The sequence below is a fragment of the Bacillus sp. AFS055030 genome, assembly GCF_002574545.1.
GTDB lineage: Bacteria > Bacillota > Bacilli > Bacillales > Bacillaceae_G > Gottfriedia.
This window is the reverse complement of sequence record NZ_NUGT01000006.1, coordinates 13,078-32,589: the sequence shown is the minus strand read 5'-3', so window position 1 is coordinate 32,589 and position 19,512 is coordinate 13,078. Positions and strand designations below refer to the sequence as shown.

14 protein-coding genes, 1 pseudogene and 1 riboswitch are annotated in these 19,512 nt (G+C 31.1%); of the genes and pseudogenes, 11 read left to right on the top strand and 4 right to left on the bottom strand.

The genetic code is table 11. The annotated features are described in order from the left end of the window. The first annotated feature begins 6 nt into the window (after positions 1-6). The 3 genes from CN925_RS01830 to CN925_RS01820 all read left to right on the top strand — a co-directional run bounded on the left by CN925_RS01830 (position 7) and on the right by CN925_RS01820 (position 3,752). Entirely contained in the window at positions 7-1,911 is a 1,905-nt protein-coding gene (locus CN925_RS01830; RefSeq protein ID WP_098844133.1) for an alkyl/aryl-sulfatase, read from the top strand. Positions 1,912-2,048: 137 nt separating this feature from the next. Further along, a complete protein-coding gene (locus tag CN925_RS01825; protein ID WP_098844131.1) occupies positions 2,049-3,320 on the top strand; it encodes an MFS transporter in 1,272 nt (423 codons plus the stop codon). Between the two features lie 42 nt (positions 3,321-3,362). Beyond that, a complete protein-coding gene (locus CN925_RS01820) occupies positions 3,363-3,752 on the top strand; it encodes a YidH family protein (RefSeq protein WP_098844128.1) in 390 nt (129 codons plus the stop codon). Positions 3,753-4,011: 259 nt separating this feature from the next. Here CN925_RS01820 and CN925_RS01815 read toward each other — a convergent pair whose 3' ends face one another. After that, on the bottom strand, positions 4,012-4,800 hold the full coding sequence (locus CN925_RS01815; RefSeq protein ID WP_098844126.1) for a DUF6270 domain-containing protein: 789 nt from the start codon (positions 4,798-4,800) through the stop codon (positions 4,012-4,014). A gap of 256 nt (positions 4,801-5,056) precedes the next feature. Here CN925_RS01815 and CN925_RS21750 point away from each other — a divergent pair, with 256 nt between their 5' ends. Then, the gene (locus tag CN925_RS21750; RefSeq protein ID WP_483295156.1) at positions 5,057-5,257 is read left to right on the top strand and encodes a hypothetical protein; all 201 of its coding nucleotides are present in this window, start codon (positions 5,057-5,059) and stop codon (positions 5,255-5,257) included. 874 nt (positions 5,258-6,131) lie between these two features. After that, positions 6,132-9,437 (top strand): CDP-glycerol glycerophosphotransferase family protein, encoded by a 3,306-nt coding sequence (locus CN925_RS01810; RefSeq protein WP_180232795.1) that lies wholly within the window; start codon positions 6,132-6,134, stop codon positions 9,435-9,437. A 237-nt stretch (positions 9,438-9,674) separates the two neighbouring features. Here CN925_RS01810 and CN925_RS01805 read toward each other — a convergent pair whose 3' ends face one another. The 3 genes and pseudogenes from CN925_RS01805 to CN925_RS01795 all read right to left on the bottom strand — a co-directional run. Beyond that, on the bottom strand, positions 9,675-11,108 hold the full coding sequence (locus CN925_RS01805; RefSeq protein WP_180232794.1) for a right-handed parallel beta-helix repeat-containing protein: 1,434 nt from the start codon (positions 11,106-11,108) through the stop codon (positions 9,675-9,677). A 613-nt stretch (positions 11,109-11,721) separates the two neighbouring features. Further along, the gene (locus CN925_RS01800; protein WP_098844118.1) at positions 11,722-12,168 is read right to left on the bottom strand and encodes a YndM family protein; all 447 of its coding nucleotides are present in this window, start codon (positions 12,166-12,168) and stop codon (positions 11,722-11,724) included. A 94-nt stretch (positions 12,169-12,262) separates the two neighbouring features. Then, positions 12,263-12,754, bottom strand: a pseudogene (locus CN925_RS01795) (DUF3231 family protein); the annotation flags it as partial. Between the two features lie 584 nt (positions 12,755-13,338). Then, a riboswitch (SAM riboswitch) is annotated at positions 13,339-13,445 on the top strand. 75 nt (positions 13,446-13,520) lie between these two features. On the opposite strand from CN925_RS01795, the gene CN925_RS01790 reads away from it, so the two are divergent. The 6 genes from CN925_RS01790 to CN925_RS01765 all read left to right on the top strand — a co-directional run bounded on the left by CN925_RS01790 (position 13,521) and on the right by CN925_RS01765 (position 19,115). Next, entirely contained in the window at positions 13,521-14,555 is a 1,035-nt protein-coding gene (locus CN925_RS01790; protein ID WP_098844115.1) for a methionine ABC transporter ATP-binding protein, read from the top strand. Positions 14,556-14,586: 31 nt separating this feature from the next. Beyond that, entirely contained in the window at positions 14,587-15,186 is a 600-nt protein-coding gene (locus CN925_RS01785) for a methionine ABC transporter permease (RefSeq protein ID WP_098844376.1), read from the top strand. 34 nt (positions 15,187-15,220) lie between these two features. Beyond that, entirely contained in the window at positions 15,221-16,057 is an 837-nt protein-coding gene (locus CN925_RS01780) for a MetQ/NlpA family ABC transporter substrate-binding protein (RefSeq protein ID WP_098844112.1), read from the top strand. A 91-nt stretch (positions 16,058-16,148) separates the two neighbouring features. Continuing rightward, on the top strand, positions 16,149-17,198 hold the full coding sequence (locus CN925_RS01775; RefSeq protein WP_098844110.1) for an LLM class flavin-dependent oxidoreductase: 1,050 nt from the start codon (positions 16,149-16,151) through the stop codon (positions 17,196-17,198). A gap of 13 nt (positions 17,199-17,211) precedes the next feature. Beyond that, positions 17,212-18,168: an ATP-grasp domain-containing protein gene (locus CN925_RS01770; protein ID WP_098844107.1), complete on the top strand. Its 957-nt coding sequence runs from the start codon at positions 17,212-17,214 to the stop codon at positions 18,166-18,168. A gap of 233 nt (positions 18,169-18,401) precedes the next feature. Then, positions 18,402-19,115, top strand: a complete 714-nt coding sequence (locus CN925_RS01765) for a hypothetical protein (RefSeq protein WP_098844104.1) — start codon at positions 18,402-18,404, stop codon at positions 19,113-19,115. Positions 19,116-19,512 lie beyond the last annotated feature (397 nt).

Genomic DNA, 19,512 nt, shown 5'->3' with positions numbered 1-19,512 from the left:
GTTCTTATGACAAATAAAGTGCTAATTCAATCAAAACCCGCAACTTCTTTTACAAAAGATGTTAATTTATCAGTCTATGATACTCTAAATTTTAATGATCGACAGGACTTCATTGATGCAAACAGGGGATTTATTGCACCACTAGAAGCAAAGATTATTAAAGATGATTCTGGGGAAGTCGTTTGGGACATTGAACAGTTAAACTATTTAAATGACAGTGCTCCTGAGACTGTGAACCCTAGTTTATGGAGAAATGCACAATTACAGGCTATATCTGGTTTGTTTGAAGTTGTAGAAGGAGTATATCAAGTTCGTGGACAATCTTATGTCACTAACATTTTTATTGAAGGAAAGCAGGGAGTTATTGTAGTTGATGCTTTAGGAAGTAATGAATCAGCTAAAGCCGCTATGGAATTATATTATAAACATCGACCACAAAAGCCAGTTACAGCGATCATAATCAGTCAAAGTCACGCTGATCATTTTGGCGGTATTCAAGCTGTGCTTAAATATGCTGAAAATCCTAATATTCCGATTATCGTTCCTCAATATTTTATAGAAGAAGCGTTAAGTGAGAATGCACTTTTAGGTACAATCATGGCACGTCGTGCAGAGTATCAGTTTGGGAAAGATTTACCAGACGGTATAAAAGGCTCCGTATCAGTAGGTATTGGACCAACAATGGGTTCAGGTACTATGAGTTTTCAGTTACCAAATGTAGAAATAAGAAATGAAGTCCAATCGATGGAAGTAGATGGTGTAACATTTGAATTTTTATTAACACCAAACACAGAAGCACCAGCTGAAATGCATTTTTATATTAGGGATTACAAACTATTATTTGTATCAGAGAATGCCAATAAATTGATGCATCAAATTTATACAGTAAGAGGAGCAAAAACGAGAGATGCATTACATTGGGCGAATTCACTCGATAAAACAATCTTATTATTTGAAAATGAAGAAATCGATGCATTACTAATGATTCATGCATGGCCTATATGGGAGAAGGATAATGCAATCAATCATTTAAAACTTCAACGTGATTTATATAAATATATGCACGATCAGACGGTACGCTTAGCAAATCATGGTTATACAATGGATGAGATAGCTGAAATAATCAAACTTCCAAAAGAATTAGATACTTACTGGGGAAATCGTGGGTATTATGGAACTTTAAAGCATAATTCAAAGGGAATTTACAATTATTATTTAGGATATTATAGTGCTCATCCTTCTGATTTGGATCCATTACCACAAGTGGAAACTGGTCAAAAATATGTAGAATACATGGGTGGAGCAGCAATTATTTTGAGACAAGCTAAAGCTGATTTTGAAAAAGGTGAATATCGTTGGGTAGCTCAAGTATTAAAAAATGTCATAATGGCTGACCCAAAAAATTCAGAAGCTAAAAATTTATTAGCAGATGCATTTGAACAATTAGGGTATCAAGCTGAATCAGCTAATTGGCGCAATATTTATCTTGTTGGCGCATCAGAACTAAGATATGGAATTAATAAAGATAATTCTCCATTAGATGTATCAGGGATCATTAAGAATATGCCGGTCAACGAATTCTTAAAATTAATAGCAGTAAAAATAAACGGTCCAAAAGCAGAGGGTAGAAAAATAACGATAAATGTAACCCTGTCAGACACTAACCAGCTATTTACGTTGAATTTGGAAAATTCTGTTTTATTTTCTAGAGCAAATACGTTAGATGACAAGGCAGATGTTTCATTAACAATTGATCAATTCGCATTTTATGGAACTTTCCTTGGTCTTCTTTCACCTGAACAAGCAGTTGGAGCAGGAAAATTGATTATTTCAGGTGATCAAACAAAATTGAACGAATTTTTATCACTTTTAGATGAGTTTGACCGCTATATAAATATCGTAACTCCTTAATAAATAGAAAAAATAATCAATGTAAACAAGCATCTGCACAAGCCATGTTCGAAAAGTTTGATTGTGCAGGTGTTTTCCAAAGTTGTGATTACTGGTTTATTGAAAAAGTATAGATTTGTTGAGAGGCTGGAGTTTGAATGAAAAGTTGGGCGAAATGGATCATTTTATTTTCACTTTTTATTATGGCTATTATTAATTTTGCTGACAAATCAATTTTAGGTTTAGCTGGAATTCCTATTATGAAGGATTTGAATGTAAGCTCTACCGAGTTTGGTCTTTTAAGCAGCAGCTTTTTTTGGTTATTTTCAATATTTGGTATAGTAGGTGGCTCTTTATCGGATCGAATTGGTACTGGGAAATTACTTGCTATTATGGCAATTGTTTGGACAATCGCACAATCTTTGGCTTTGTTTGCATCAAGTCTACCAATTCTAATTATTAGTAGAATACTATTAGGTGCAGGAGAAGGAGCATTTCAAGCAACTGCAATTAGTCATATAAGTAAATGGTTTAAGCCGGAATCACGTGGGTTCGCCATCTCCATCTTTAATTTTGGAAATGTTGTTGGGATAGCTGTTACAGCTCCTATTATCGTTTCTTTAATATTAAATTACGGTTGGCGACAGGCATTTTTTATTTCTGGTATTTTAAGCTTTGTTTGGTTCATTTGTTGGCTTTGGTTAGGAAGAATGAAACCAACTGTTACGTTTGAAGAAGAAGTTAGTACGATGGAAAACATAAACGATAATAATAGAAAAGATGCTTGGAAAGCTTTACGATCTCCTATTTTTATCTTTACAACTTTAATTGCATTTATTGCTTATTCATTCATTGTCTTTGGACTTACGTTTAATCCTGTATATTTAATGAAAGTAAAAGGGTTATCTGAACAACAGTCAGCATCAGTTATTGCTATTTCTGGATTAATCGGGGCAATTTTAGCAATGTTCCTATCTATCATTTCAGATCGATTATACAAAAAAACAAAAAGTTTATGGAAATCGCGTATATTTTTTTCTGCAATTATTATTTTGCTAGCAGGAATTTTGTACTTATTGTATCCACTTATGAATGGATCTGCTTCAATTATCATCGTATTTTCTTTCGTAAATACACTTGTGATTACGATAAACACACTTAGTCCAGCTATTGTAGTTAGTATACTCCCACAGCGAAGAGGAGTTATGACAGGAACGTATTTTGGATTAATGACCTCATCGGGAATTATTACTCCGATTATTTTTGGGAAACTTATTCAAAATTATGGTGCAAATGCAGCAGGTGGATATAACATCGCAATTTATGGAATGTCAATTGCAATGGTAATTGCAGCGCTATTAATATTCCTTTTCGGAAACAGAGATCAACAAATTTCAACAAGAAAGGATAATAAGCTAGTAAACCTATAAGAAGGGTTGATTCAAAAGAGATATAGAAACAGAGGTATGAATATGAATAATGCATTAGAAAAGCAGAAAGAAACAATTGATTCTAAATATATACAACAGCATTTAGCAAATGAAAGAACTTATCTTGCTTGGGTTAGAACAAGTATAACCATAATGGGAATTGGCTTTTTAATCACTAATCTTCATTTTTCAACTCTGGCTTCTAGTGCAAAAATAGGAGGCGTATTATCAAAGATTATTGGATTATCATCGATTATAGTTGGAATTTTTGCTTTAATCATTTCAACACTCAGTTATTTTATCAAGGGAAATGATATTAATAATCAGACGTTTAAGTTTTCAAGGATATTGGTTGTTTATTTATCAGTAGCTTCAATTCTTATTTTTCTTATTTTCGGTGCCTATTATTTAGATGTATGGGGATTGTTTTAAATTTTAAAAGTATTATTATCATGAACTAGCAAAAAATGATCTTCGAGAAGAGGATCATTTTTTTATTTAAGGGTATCTCAGGTAAAATGCCTTACAAAATATTTTAAGCTAATAATTGTAACGTCTAGTTTTTACTAAAAGCTTGAATAATTTAGCACCAATCATTCCCGCGTTACTTCGGGATATACTCTCCAGTTCTATTGCCTTGAAAAATAAAAAGCCACCTTGATTAAGGTGACTTGACTTTGATTTTTATTATTTAAATAAAAACATTCTCTACAAAATCAGATAGAGCGATTTTGTTTATTTCGTTCATAACATTCACTTGATATGATTTTTCTAAGTGCCACGGATTTACACCATAAGGATGCTGGCCATCCCCAATATAATCAACATTAAGGTTGTTAATTATTCTTAAATCATAATTTTCTTCAAGGAATTTCTCTATAACTTCGAAATTGTTGTTCTCCTTGTCTAGATAGGGATACTTATTAAGGTCAAATTCGTATAACTTATTCCCTTTGGCATAATCTTTTGTAAATCTAAATTTATTTAAAACTATTTTAGTATTTGGTAAGTTTTCATTTTTCCATGTAATAAATTCTGCAAACTTTTCTTTAAATATTGGAAAGAACTCATTGAATTTATTGTTTGAATGAATGTGATAATCGTGTTTTTTTTCTTTATAGAATGTTGTTTTGCGTAATGTTGAAGGATTATTTGTAATAAATGTATCTCCTGTTTTTACTATACCATAACGCACGTCAGCATAAAGATCCAAAATTAAATAATCTGGTTGATATTGAACTATTTCGTTTCTAATGTTTTTGTATATATCGCTAGTTAAAACACCTTTTTTATATTCAGATAGTTCTTTAGGAAATTCAATTATTCCTTTTTCTACCTGCTTGCTAATAAAACTTATAATAGATGTCTGAAACGAAACAGGGCCTATTTCATACATTTTTTTGTAATCAGGATTATTATTGGTAGTAAATGCTTCTCTAGAAACACAAGAGCCAATAATTGATACTTTGATTTTGCCCATTTTTATTTTTATCCCCCTTTTATATATGCATGGATATTTTTGACATTATTTATAGTGATAAATTAATTGAGCTCTCCTAACAAATCTTAAATCTTATTTGTGGTTGTACCAATGTAAATTGGTTCCTGTTTTATGGAAGCAGATTTAGCTAGTTGAAAAAAACAGTATAACATGAACCAGCTGACTTTTCCAATGGACATTGAGGTTTTATTCCTACTAATCATCTTGCGTGTTTATTGACACTGCATTCGATCAAATGGATCCTACTATCTTTTCAAACTTTTCATCCGGGTGGTGCTTGTCCGCCATATCATTCAAAAATGATATTAAAAGTTATCCTTACGCTTATTCAAATCGTAGGTATTCTTCTAGTCAAATTGCGGAACAACTGAGAGAGAATATTGTTTTCATATGGATTTCGGGTGAACAACAACCCGAATTCCGTAGTAAAGTATAGAAGAAATAAATTATGAAACATTCTTTTCAATTGTTGATCTTCTTCGAACAGAAGGTCTTGTAAAACTTGAAGACTATTCTCTTGATGGTACCAAAATTGAGGCAAATGCCCCAAAAAATATTTTCGTTCGGCATTTTCGTTCCAAAAAACTGAAAAAATAACAGAATAATAGTTGGATATTCCTCTCCTAAAACCTCCAAGTTTATAAAAACTCTTTAAAAATTGAAAAAATGAAAAAACTACCTCAAAAGGTCGTTATTCAACGAGCTTTTGAGACAGCCTCACTTTTATTTATTTGAAATCATTTAAATTACTAACTAAAATTGTAAGAATTGTCTTGGTTGGATCTTAAGCTGTGACATTCACAAAGATTTATTTATCTAGTGGGAAAGGTAAGAAGTTATTGATTAGTAGTGATAAAGAATAAAGTGTAACAGTTAGTGATTTATTTTTTATGGATTATAAAATTATGTTACAATCATAACTGTTATATTAGAAAAGAATGTTGCTTAAGTAAGTTTTCAATCTTGAAAAACTATGGGCAAAAGAAGACTATATGTAGCTCAAAGACATTTACATAAAGCTTTTATGGTCAAGGAATAGTATTACTAAAAAGAATGATATTAAGAAATTGTAACATTTAAAGGAGTAAGAAATGAAAAAGTATGTAAAACTTGACTACTTTTTTCAATCACTTAATTATAGACTATGAATCGTTTGCTATATAATGTGGAAGTTGTCTTCCATATGTACATTTGGTGATGACTCAAATAATCTTTTAAATTATAACAATGTTCTCAGTACTTATTTATAGAGTTTTCATAGAGATTACTCATTATTATTCGTCTAATTTTATATGAAAAGGAAAGTGAAAATGAAAAAAATTGACTTAGATGCATTTTTTATTAAGGAAGATTCTATAAGAATAAAACTAGTTGAAAGTAATTTTGATGAGTTTCATTTCTTTGTTTTGAGAAATAGGAAAAATAAACAAGAGTATAGAATTCCTATTAAATTTGAAAGTAAAGGTAGTGAATTGGTTTTACCATATAATAAAATTGAATTAATAGAGACTGGACTGAACAGATATGATTTATTTATTTCAAATCAAGAGGGTAGGTTGTTTCGTCCAAATTTTAAAGATAGTAAAGTTGATTTTAAAAGTGTAAAAGCAACGCCTTTTTATTTTACTCACAGTAGTAATGGATTTAAATTCTATATAACAAAGGATAATGATATATCTTTAATAAAAGGCGATTACATAACGATAGTAAAGGAATTTTATAAGAAGAACAATATACGATTGCCAATAAAGGATATCTTACTGACGAAAAATAAACTTCAATTCACTCTACCAAAAGAACATGTAAATACAGAATTATTTTTTTCATTGAAAAATAAGGATACTCGTATCCCTGTTGAGGAATTAGAAATCCTAGATGAACATAATTCATATAAGATTTCCTTTGATGTGGATCTAATGGATTTGGGAAGTTGTGTATTAGAAGTTTCCTTCTTAAAAGATGAAATATTATATGAAGCAAAATTAGTTAATAATGAAGAAATATTGAGTAGTTTAGCTGATAATACAAACATCTTTTGTTATACTAACGCAAAACAAGAAGTATCTCTTACATCAAATCCATTGTTATACATAAAGCAATTTGGAGAAGTAGGAGATAAGGAAATACTGTTTATTGAACAATATAATCTAAATAATGATGAGATTATGTTGAAGCTTCAAACACCCCTTAAAAATAAAAGAGTATACCTATTCTTAGAAGATATTACCAATGGATATTTTACAAGAATAGATGACGTTAAATTGTTTGAAGACCAAATAATTTTACCAAATATTATTATTAAAAAAGATATAGATACAATTGTTGGAAATCGCTATAGATTTATCATGGTCTTGCATGAGAACACTTCCATAAAAGATGAATTAGGGGATATTATTAATCCATATTCTTATATAGGTTTTTATACGAAGAACTATATTTCTTTAAAAAGTGACAAATATAAAGAACCATTAAGTTTAGCGGGAGATAACGTATTGATTCCCTATTGGTCAGTTCATAATGAATTGATATTTCAAGTGTCAAGTTTAGAACAATATTACAAGATTCGTTATGACTTTGTTAATATTAATTATTCTTGTAATAAACTTAGTGTAAACGGAAGTAAAATGAACTTTAACCTCGAAAACTTTAGTAATTCAGATGAAAGCAAAATAAAATTTTATTTAAAAGAACGAAGAACTAAAGAGAGAGTTGATTTAGATTTTGACATACAAGAAGAAAATAAAGTGGAAATAGAATTTAATAAATTTATCGATAGTTTAGAAAGTAAATCTTCTAGATGGGATTTATTTATTGAACTGTATAAAAGTGAAGTAATTATTTATGGGAAAGTTGGCTGCTTCTCTAGTAGTGTAAAGAATAAGTATTCTCGATATTTCTCATCTTTAAATAAGGTAACAGAAGAAAAAAGTTTTGAAGCAGTACCATATTTAACATTAAAAAATGAAATATCACTTATTTGGAATGAAGAAAATAAAATCCGTAATGAGCAGTTGGATTGTAATGTTAAAGTTATTGGAAGTCAAGTCAAAGATAATTTAATTGATATAAAGGTTAAATTAACAGATGTTGGCGTGGAGAATTACACTGTAGAATCTGGAACAATAATGCTTAGAAATAAGGCTATTGATATGAAATATGAGATTCCAGTGGAAACTATAGAAAAACAGGAAAATAATTGTCAGTTACTACTATTAATTGATCCTGCTAAGTATTATTTGATTCCTTTCTATTGGGATATATTTATAAACATTAAAGTAGCCGATAAAATATATCCAATTAGAGTGAAAAATCCAATTAAATCTGTAAAAAATCATATAGATAATAATATAAATGAGAACGAAATTGACTTGGCTGATAATTTTATGATTTATCCTTACATTACTGCTGATAACTCTTATGCGCTTTGTTTTAGAGAAAGAGAAGTATATGAAAATAAAATAAATCGCTTCAAAGAAAAATTGGCATACCATGTTTACAAGACATTTAAGGGTTATTTTGATAAAAAAGATATTTGGTTAGGTTTTGAAAAAAATGCGTCAACTGCCCAAGATAATGGATATCAGTTTTTTAATTATTGTTATAAAAACAAAAAGAAAGAAAACTTTTATTATATTATCAAAAAAGATGCGATAGATTATAAAGATATTAAACATCAGAGAAAAAATATCCTGAATTTTATGAGCTTTAAATATATGCTTTATATGTACGCAGCTAAATTATTGATTTCATCAGAATCAAAAGGACATGGTTATGATATTCGTATTCAAAAAGGTAAATTAAAGGATAATTTAGATAAAAAGAAACTTATATTTTTACAACACGGAGTTATCGCTTTAAAGAAGGTAGATTATGTCTTTAAAAAGAAAAAGAACAATCCTATTATGCTTTTTGAAGTAGTATCTGACTATGAAAAAAATATAATAAAAGAATATTTTGATTACAAAGATTCAGAAATAATGGTTACAGGTTTAGCTAGATGGGATGTATTGAAAGATAAATCTACACAAGAGAATAGAAAAATATTTATGATGCCAACTTGGAGATCTTGGATGGATGGAGTAATTGAGGCGGAATTTTTAAATAGTACTTATTACAAGAAATATAAGGAAGTATTAGAATCTAAGGAATTGAATAACTTGCTAGAAAAAAATAATATTACTCTTCATTTTATGCTTCATCCTAAATTTCTTGAATATAGCAATAAATTTCATTTTGGTGGCAAGAATATTGTAACTCATCAATTTGGAGAAGTTAAAATTAATGAAATGATGATGGAAAGTTCTTTGTTAATAACAGATTACTCAAGTGTTTCTTGGGATTTCTACTATATGAAAAAACCAACTATCTTTTATCAATTTGACAGAGATGAGTATTCTAAATATCAAGGAAGCTATCTAGATTTAGAGACTGAATTGTTTGGTGACGCTCCTCAAGATATTAATGAATTATTATCAAATATTAATTATTATATTAATAATGATTTTAAAGAGAAAGATGAATACGCAAAGATGAGGAAGAAATATTTCAAATACGTGGATAGAAAGAATTCAGAAAGAACATTTAAAGAAATAATGAAAATTAAAAATAAAATTTAAAATAGTTAACCAATTTATTGATAAATAAGAAAGAAAAATAGACATATTCTTTTACAAGTATTGTAAATAGAATAATGTCTATTTTTCTTCAACATCAAATAAATATAAATTTATAAAGGAGATTCACATTATTTGGCTATAATATGCTACTAGCGAAAAGACCTTGAACATTCAACCTTCTCTTTTGATTCTCAATCGAAAGAGAAGGTTGGATGTTATTTTTTTGAAATTTTTTATTTATCTTGTTATCGTAGAATTCCTTGTGAGAATTCCTTTTTTTTGTGTATTAATAATTATGTTATCAGTAATCATACTATTTTTTACACGGAAAGCATATATACCATATCCACCTGCATATTCAATTCTGTTGTTTTTCATCACTAGATTATCAAATGCAGTAAAATTTAACATGTTGTCAATAGAGTATATAAACTTGGAATTTTGTATTCTAACATTTTTTGAATAGATAACTGCTCCTGTTCCATATGTCCCATCACTATGGGTACCGATAGCACGAATAACATTTTCAAATATACAATTATCAATAACTATGTTTCTTGATATAGTCCTGTCATAGCCCCCAAATGTTGGAAAGCTTTTTTTAGTCGCAACTTCAATTTGTATCACTTCATAATTCATATCATTAGTTGAAGAATTATGGTAAACATCTTTGAATGTACAGTTTTTAAACCGAACATTAGCACTAGATGAGATTTGGAAGTAATGACCATTTTGACCGTTTTTAACTGTTAAATTTGTGAAAGAGATATTCTTTCCGTGCCCTAAATCAAATGCACTAATATTTTTATCTACCCCTACTGGAGCATCTTGAGAATTTAGATCGATTGTTCCTCCAGAAAAATGAATATTTCCCTCGCCGTTATAACCATTTGCGTATGATTTGTTTCCCAACTGTCCATTGATAAATACTTTATAACCTGTTCCTAGACGCTTAATGACAGCTTCTGGGTGCATCCTAATGGTCGTGTTTTTGTATAAACGTAAATAACCACTCATAGAATATACACCTTTTGGGAAATACAAGTGAACCGAACCTCTAGTTTTGGCAAGATTTAATAATGCTTGTATGGATTTAGTCTCGTCTGTTCCGTCTCCTTTTAGATTATACGGTGGTAGACTTACGTTAATTTCACGATTTTTTAAATTGGATTTATTAGCAACGTATAGGTCATTGCCATCAAATCTAACAGAATGTATTTGTTTTTGATTATTCAAGTATAAGATAACATTGTTCAACTTTGAAGTTCCTACTCTATACCCTGTTCTATCAGAGTGATCTAATAAGTCATCGTGCTCAACACTTTTAATATCTTCTAAACCTACTTTATTAAGAATACTTAATATAGCTGCAGCTTGTTCTTTTGAAGTTTTTGTTGCAGACATTATTAATGTTACTTCATTTGAATTATTAAATTCAAAGCTGTTTTCATTTTTAGCTGAAGTGTCAACAGAAGAAACGTTACTTCCATTTTTACTTGTGATAAAAGTAATTGATACAACTAGACAAACAAAGAAAACTCCCATTCCTACTATCAGCTTTTTTGAGCGTGTTTTCAACCATAGAAGTATTAAAAATGCTGGTGGAATCATAAAAAACATTAGTATAAGAAACCATGTTTTTAGATAAAATGGTTGTTCTTCTTTATACAACTTAAAAAACATCTCCTTATTCAGTATTCGTTAATATTTGTCATGTCTATTTATTGTGGTAATTAAATTAACAATATTTATGTCAATAAAAAAAAGTGAAAAAGTTCCTTTTTGAACATGAAAAAACTCCTTATAAATAGGTTGGGTAGTTCGGTCAAAATGCCTATTTATAAAAGAGTGTGTATAGATAAGAATATCACATATTTTTTATTAAATGAACGGTTATTAATCAATTTGATAATTCGTGTAATTGTTTTTAAAATGTTAATGACTTAGCAAAAGTTTAACTGACAAAGAAATAGTTTATACTTATGTTTTAATAATAATATTTTAATCAATACTTATGTGGTTAAAGTATTCGTCCACTAAATACTAAAGCACTGTCAAAAACTAGATATAAGGGGTCAATAAATGAAAACAATCAAGAAAGTATCAACAATGCTGCCACGATTTTTCATGAAGATGAAGATTTATTAATATGGGGACCTACGAATAAAAAAAGAGAAACCTTAAGTTTCTCTTTCATGCAAATGATATTTAGTAATAAAAAATACTTGTTATATTTGATTAAAATCGAAGAAAAAAAATATATAGAAAAATCGACTATATGAGGCTATTCTTTAATTTTTTCTTCTTTAATATCAGGAGTCAATTCTTCTGATGCCTCTGTTTGATAACGTAAATTCCCAGTTGATACATTCTCTCGATGCTCTGTATTTTTAATAACATGATTATAAACATATTTATGAAAAAAGATTTCAAACAAACCTATTCCAATTGCAGAAATTAAAGCTGGTGTAAACATGCTACCACCATATGTTAATTTAGATCCCATATACCAAATGATTAAGAATGCTATTCCTACATCGGCTATTGTTGCTACTGTATTATTTGTTTTAGATAAGATCAACATATCACCAACGATATATGCGATTACCCCTAAAACTAACGTTATTAGAAATACATTTCTAAATGCCATATCGTATCCGATACCTAAAATTATATATAGTAATGCAAGACAGGCAATAAATTTAATGACAAATGCTTTTATATGTTTCATAGAAATCCCTCCTGAACTTATTATGAGAAATTTGTTTCACATATATTCTGTTCATATATAAAAAATCCACCTATTTAATAGGTGGACAAATTTCTTAATGTTGTTGTTGTTTTGTTTCAAAATGAAGAGGTGGTGGAACTAACCAACCTTTAGTTTTCATGATTTGTAGTAGTGCCGCTCCATCTTTTGCTTTTTTTGCCCCAAAACTAGCAAACATAGTGCCAATATCTTCACGAATTGATTGGCTCATTAATGCAGCATCGGCCGATACTCCAGCTGCTATTCCAGCAGCAACCATGTAAGCGATTTGAGCATCTTGAAACCTAGCTCCTGCTGGAATTTGTTCTAAATCGGCTTCTGGTCGTTCTGATGGAGTAGGAGGAACTGCAATATCATTATGTAAAAGAACTTCCTCAATTTCTTTTATTGCAGGTTTCATTGAATTTTCAATTACTTGTTTTAAAAATGCTCTTAACTCTTCATCACCAGTATGGTTAATATAAACTTGGTACGTATCTACACCAGCTTTAGTAGCTGATAGATGACTCCATAGACCGTATACTTCTCCGTAATGTAAAGGCTCATTTTGTGGATTGCCACTTTATACTCCCATTATAAATTTACTTCCCTTCTCAAATAAATTCATACTAATCTCCTTATAAAGAGGTAGGTACGAAAATTATTATGGAACCTTTGGATTGTTTTATACTATTTATTTATATGAGCAATGTCTCATATTAAAAAGGATTGCATTACCTTTTATATTTTAACTAGCTAAATGCACAGAACTTAGATTAGCTTTTTTTAGATATAGATAACATGAATTATAAATCAATTGAAATCGACTAGTGTTTAAAAGATTATCTATTTTTTGATTGAATTTAAAACGAGATATTGGGAAAAGTATGGTTTGTTTGGTGAGAAATTAGTTACTGATTTTCCTATTAAGAGTTCATATTTTCCAAATCATGATTATGGGGAAGAAATTTATCCAATTAAAAAGAATTAGAACGATGTATTAAATATTCAGTAATCAAAAAAATTTTAAAATTTTATTTTTTCTAATAAATCCAACAATGAAAGCGTTATCTTAATAAAAACGTTTGAATTCGCATATTGACAATCTGTTTACTAGGATTTATGATTCTTTTAAAGAAATTACATAACTCAAACTTATCGAGAGTGACTGAGGGATCAGGCCCTATGACGTCCGGCAACCTCCTTTTTAAGGAACGGTGCCACTTCCTGCAGAATGAATTCATTCTGAAAGATAAGTCGAAAACAATTGTTTCCGATGCCTCTTTCTGAATGAAAGAGGCTTTTTTTTACCTAAAACTAATAGGAGGTTATTCATGATTCGTGTAGATCATCTAGTAAAAGAGTATAAAACGAAAAAAAATACAATTATAGGCGTACATGATGTCTCTCTTACGATTGAAAAAGGCGAAATATTCGGTATAGTCGGATATAGCGGAGCAGGGAAAAGTTCACTTCTAAGATGTTTAAATTTTTTAGAAAAGCCTACTTCGGGAAATGTATATATTGACGGTGTGAATTTAAATTCACTTTCAACTAAAGAGTTAAGGAAAGAGCGTCAGAAAATTGGCATGATTTTTCAACACTTTTATTTAGTTTCTTCTAAAACTGTGTTTGAGAATATAGCATTTGCTTTAAAAGCTGCTAACAAATCCAAGGTGGAAATTGAAAAAAGGGTACTGGAATTACTTGAATTAGTTGGCCTTTCTGATAAAAGGGATGTTTATCCTTCCCAGCTTAGTGGTGGTCAAAAGCAGCGTGTCGGGATTGCTCGAGCACTAGCAAATGAACCGCATGTACTTCTTTGTGATGAAGCAACATCAGCGCTTGACCCAAGCACAACAAAATCGATCCTACAATTACTTAGAAAAATAAACAAAGAACTAGGATTAACGATTGTTCTTATTACACATGAAATGGATGTTGTAAAAGATGTCTGTGACCGAATTGCTGTAATGCAAGATGGCAGAATAATTGAAATTGGCCCAGTATACGATATATTCGCAAAACCAAAAGAGGCTTTAACAAAGGACTTTATTAACACGATTTTACAATTTGAACTACCTGAACATTTGCTAAAAAACAGCAAGGGAACAGTAATCAAAATAACGTTCAAAGGAAATGTAGCGGAAGAATCCGTTGTGTCTGATATGCTTCAACAATTTAAGGTAAAAGGGAATATTCTTCATGGGAAAATTGAGTATATTCAAGAAACTCCACTCGGAATTTTTATAATGGAGATTTCAGGAGAACAAGCAGAAGTATTAAAAGCAATTGCGTATATTCAAGATCGAACAAACAACTTGGAGGTGATTTTAGGTGATCGAATCGCTATTAACGTTACTGCCTGATTTAGATAAAGCATTTTTTGAAACGATATATATGGTGCTGATTGCTCTTGCAGTTGCCATCATTATTGGACTCCCACTTGGCATTCTTTTATTTGTTACAGATAAAGATTTATTTTTAGAAAATAGAGGACTTAAATCTATTTTAGGATTTATTGTGAATATGGTTCGTTCCATCCCATTTATTATTTTGCTAGTCGCACTTTTACCAATTACGAATTTTCTAACAGGAAGTACAATTGGTCCAACGGCTGCTAGTGTATCTTTATCTGTTGCTGGGATTCCGTTTTTTGCTAGAATCGTAGAAACATCTCTAAGAGAAACAAATAAAGGGATCATCGAAGCCGCAGTAGCGGTAGGAGCAACACCTTGGATGATTATAAAAGATGTATTACTATCTGAAGCTCGTCCAAGTATTATTCAAGGGATTACACTTACGACGATTAGTTTAATTGGATATTCTGCTATGGCTGGAATTATCGGCGGTGGGGGGATAGGAGATCTTGCTATTCGCTTTGGTTACTATCGATACGATAATACTGTCATGTTAACAACAATTGTTGTGTTAATTTGTTTAGTTCAGCTAATTCAACTTGCAGGTGATCTAATTGCCCGAAAAGTAGATAAGCGTTAAGTACATACTATTTCTGATTTGGAGGATCAATCAAATGAAAAAATTACTACTTGCTTTAGTCTTTCTATTGTCTATAAACCTTTTTGCAGCATGTGGCAAGACAGATAAAACTTCGTCAAAAAATAATACGGATAAGAAGAACATCACAATTGGTGCGACTTCTGGACCATACAGTGACATGGTTTCAAATGCAATTAAGCCTATTCTTGAAAAGAAAGGTTATAAAGTAAAGGTTGTTGAGTTTAGTGATTATATTCAACCAAATATCGCATTAGGAAATGGTAATTTAGATGCTAACCTATTCCAACATAAAATTTATATGGAGAATTTTGCAAAAGAGCATAATTTGAAGTTGTCTGAGTTGATCGTAGTACCAACAGCACCGATGGGTGTTTTTTCGAATAAGTTTAAGTCTGTTGATAAAATTGCTGATGGCGCAACAATAGCAATCCCTAATGATCCTGTAAACCTTGCAAGAGCATTAGGTGTTTTAGAGGATTCGAAATTAATTAAAATTGATCCAAAAGTTGATCCTTTAACAGCATCTGAAAAGGACATAAAGGATAATCCTAAAAAACTTCAATTCAAACCAATTGAAGCAGCACAACTACCAAGAGCAGTACAAAGTGTAGATGTATCACTTGTACCAGGTAACTTTGCACTTGCAGCAAAAATGAAATTATCTGATGCATTGGCACTTGAAAATATGCCAGATCTTTATCGAAATAGAGTTGTTGTTAACACAAAAGACGCGGACTCAACTTTTGCAAAAGACATTAAAGCAGCTGTAGAATCTAGCGATTTTGAAAAAACAATTGATGAGCAATTTAATGGATTCGGAAAACCTAAGTGGATGCTTGAACGAAAATAATGAATAGTCTTTAGTTTAGAGAAAGAGTTTTTAATTATAAATCCAACTTAATCTATTGGAAAACTGTAGTATAATAGAGGAGAGATTAATAGTGAAATATGGATTTTGGTTACCGATTTTTGGGGGCTGGTTACGTAATGTAGAAGATGAAAATATGCCACCTACTTTTGATTATGCAAAGGAAGTCATTCAGTCGGCTGAAAAATGGGGTTTCTCAACTACTTTAATTGCTGAGTTATATTTAAACGATATTAAAGGACCAGAGAGCGATTCCCTTGAAGCGTGGTCAACAGCAGCGGCATTAGCTGCTGTGACGGAAAAAATCGAAATTATGACTGCAATTCGTCCAGGTTTCCATAATCCAGCAGTAGCAGCAAAAATGGCTGCAAACATTGATCATATCAGTAACGGTCGTTTTACACTTAATGTTGTATCAGCCTGGTGGGCAGAGGAAGCTCGACAATATGGCGGTATTTTTACAGAACATGATGAGCGTTATGCTCGTACAGATGAGTTTATTGACGTACTTAAAGGGCTATGGACAGAAGAAACATTCAATTATTCTGGTAAATATTACGATTTAAAAGACACGAAGCTTGCTCCAAAACCTGTTCAAAGACCAAACCCGATTCTGTATGCAGGTGGGGAAAGTGAAAAAGGGAAGCAAACAATTGTTGAAAAATGTGACGCATATGTTATGCACGGGGGAACAGTTGAAGAAATTAAACAGAAAATAGCAGATATGAAGGTACGTCGTGAACAAACTGGCAATGCACCATTAAGTTCTTTCGGTATGGCCGCGTATGTTATTTGTAGAGATACAGAAGAAGAAGCTTTGGCTGAACTAGAGAAAATTACGACTGTGAAAGATTCAAGTGGTTATGCTGGATTTAAAGACTTCACGACAAAATCACAATTAGAACAACAAATCCAATTGCAAGATTACTCTGTTTCTAATCGTGGTCTTAGACCAAATCTAGTAGGAACACCTGAGCAAATTGCAGATCGAATTTTACAATATGAAGAAGCTGGCTTAGACTTATTATTATTACAATTTTCACCTCAACTAGAAGAGATGGAACGCTTTTCTAAGCAGGTTATGCCATTAGTAGAACAAAAACGTAGTTTAATAAAAAGCTAGAAGGGGATATAAAATGAGTAAGGTTTACGTAATACATGAAAACAGTGAGTGGACAATTCATTTAACAAAAAGATTAGAGGAGCTTGGCGTTCCTTATGAGGAATGGCATTTAGACGAAGGTACGGTAGATTTATCAACAGAACCACCAGAAGGGATCTTTTATAGCCGAATGAGTGCTTCATCTCATACACGTGATCATCGTTTTGCAGCTGAATTTACTAATCAAGTATTAGCTTGGCTTGAAGCACATGGTCGTACGGTGTTAAATGGAACGAATGCGCTAAAGTTAGAAGTTAGTAAAGTACTACAATACTTAGAGCTAAATAAGTATGGTGTTAAAACTCCAAAAACGATTGCAGCTGTTGGGAAAGAAAACATTCTTAAAGCAGCTAATAGCTTTGTGGGACAATCGTTTATCACAAAGCATAATCGTGCTGGTAAAGGCTTGGGTGTCCAATTATTCCATAGTGTTGAAGCTTTAAAAGCTTATGTCGAAGGACCGACTTTTGAAGAACCAGTCGATGGTATTACACTTATTCAAGAATACATCAAATCACCTGAAAGCTACATCACTCGTTGCGAGTTTGTTGGTGGAAACTTTGTTTATGCTGTTAAAGTAGATACTTCAGAAGGTTTTGAACTATGTCCAGCGGATGCATGCCAAATTGGTGATTTATTCTGTCCGGTAGGAGAAGAAGTAGAAGAGAAGCCTAAATTCCAAATTGTTGAAGGTTTCGACGACAAAATTATAGAGAAATATAAAGAAGTTTTAGAAAAAAATAGGATACAAGTTGCCGGAATTGAATTTATACGAGATGCTGAAGGTGAAATTTATACTTACGATATCAATACAAACACAAACTATAATTCTGATGCCGAAGCAAAAGCTGGAAAATTTGGCATGCTAGAATTAGCTTTATACCTAAAGAAGACTCTGGAAGAAAAATACAGTACCACAACAGCGTCTTAGTTTGCATTGATACTAAAGGCTCAAACTTAAGTGAAAACAGGGTTTGGGCCTTTTTATGTTTAGATTTTTTAGTAACTTTTGCCGTTTCCAACTTTTTTCTTGGAAATGCTTTTGTAATAGCGATATTCTTAAAGCTATTAAAATAGGAAATCCTTACTAGTTTTTAGTATAATAGCGATATATGTTGCAATATGCCTAAAAATACTTCATATTTGTTAAAAAGGAGGTTCGATATGCGAAGTGATATACAACCGAATGAACGAGCTTTTTCGTCCAAGGAAGTAGCAGAAGAACTGGGGATTGCAACACCTACTGTTCGAAAGTATGGACAAATTTTAGAACGAAATGGATATGAGTTTTTGAAAGATGGGGATCGGCGTATATTTGTTCAATCTGATATAAGAGTGCTTATAGCGTTACGCGATTCAGATAAGCCACTGGAAGAGACTGCAAAAGACCTCGTATTTCAACAAAAAGAAAGATTAGAGGGTTTGGATGAAACACAAATTGCGATATCCGATACCGATACATATGAAAATTTACCACATGACCCAAATCAACTAAAAGAGTTTTTTAAGTTTTTAGTTAGTGAACTCGCAGCTGCACGTGAAATGAATCTTCAATTGAAAAATGATATGACTGAACTTAAAACGGCCGTTTCCAGGCTTCAACAAGATCATCATGATATAAGTGCAAATATTGGTAATTCATCTCAAAAAACTTATATCAAAATTGAAAAATTAGCCGAACAACAAAAAATCCAATACGAGACATTACTCGAACAAGAAAAACAAAAAATTGATTTTTTACAAGAAGAAATACAAAATATGCGAGAAGAACAGAGAAAAGAATGGCGTTCACAAGATGATTTTAATAGACGTTTAGAAGTTGTGATTCAAAAGCCGAAAGAAAAATGGGCATGGCTATTCTCTTTATTTAAAAAATAAAGGATCTATTAAACTCTTTTTATGCAAAGCTTGTAAAAATTACTATAAAGTCGATACTTGCATAAGGCTGTATCGGCTTTTTGTTTTATATCGTTTGCTGATACGAATTGATATTAGTTCAACAGTGGTTTTAATAGTAAAAATTCGTAAACTTAACAAAATAAAGTTCCAAAACGATACAGCAGAAATTCCTTGGAAAGTGACATATAACTAGATAATGGACGGGTAATAGTTCTCTAATAGTCATAACGTATATAGCATCAAAACCAGAATATATATTTAAGAAATTTGTAGATATTTCCCGGGAATTTGTAAAAATTTGATATAAAATAAAATCTAAAAACCTGAGTGTTCGTGCTTTTTCAATATTGATTACAATCTTTTGCATTACAAAAAA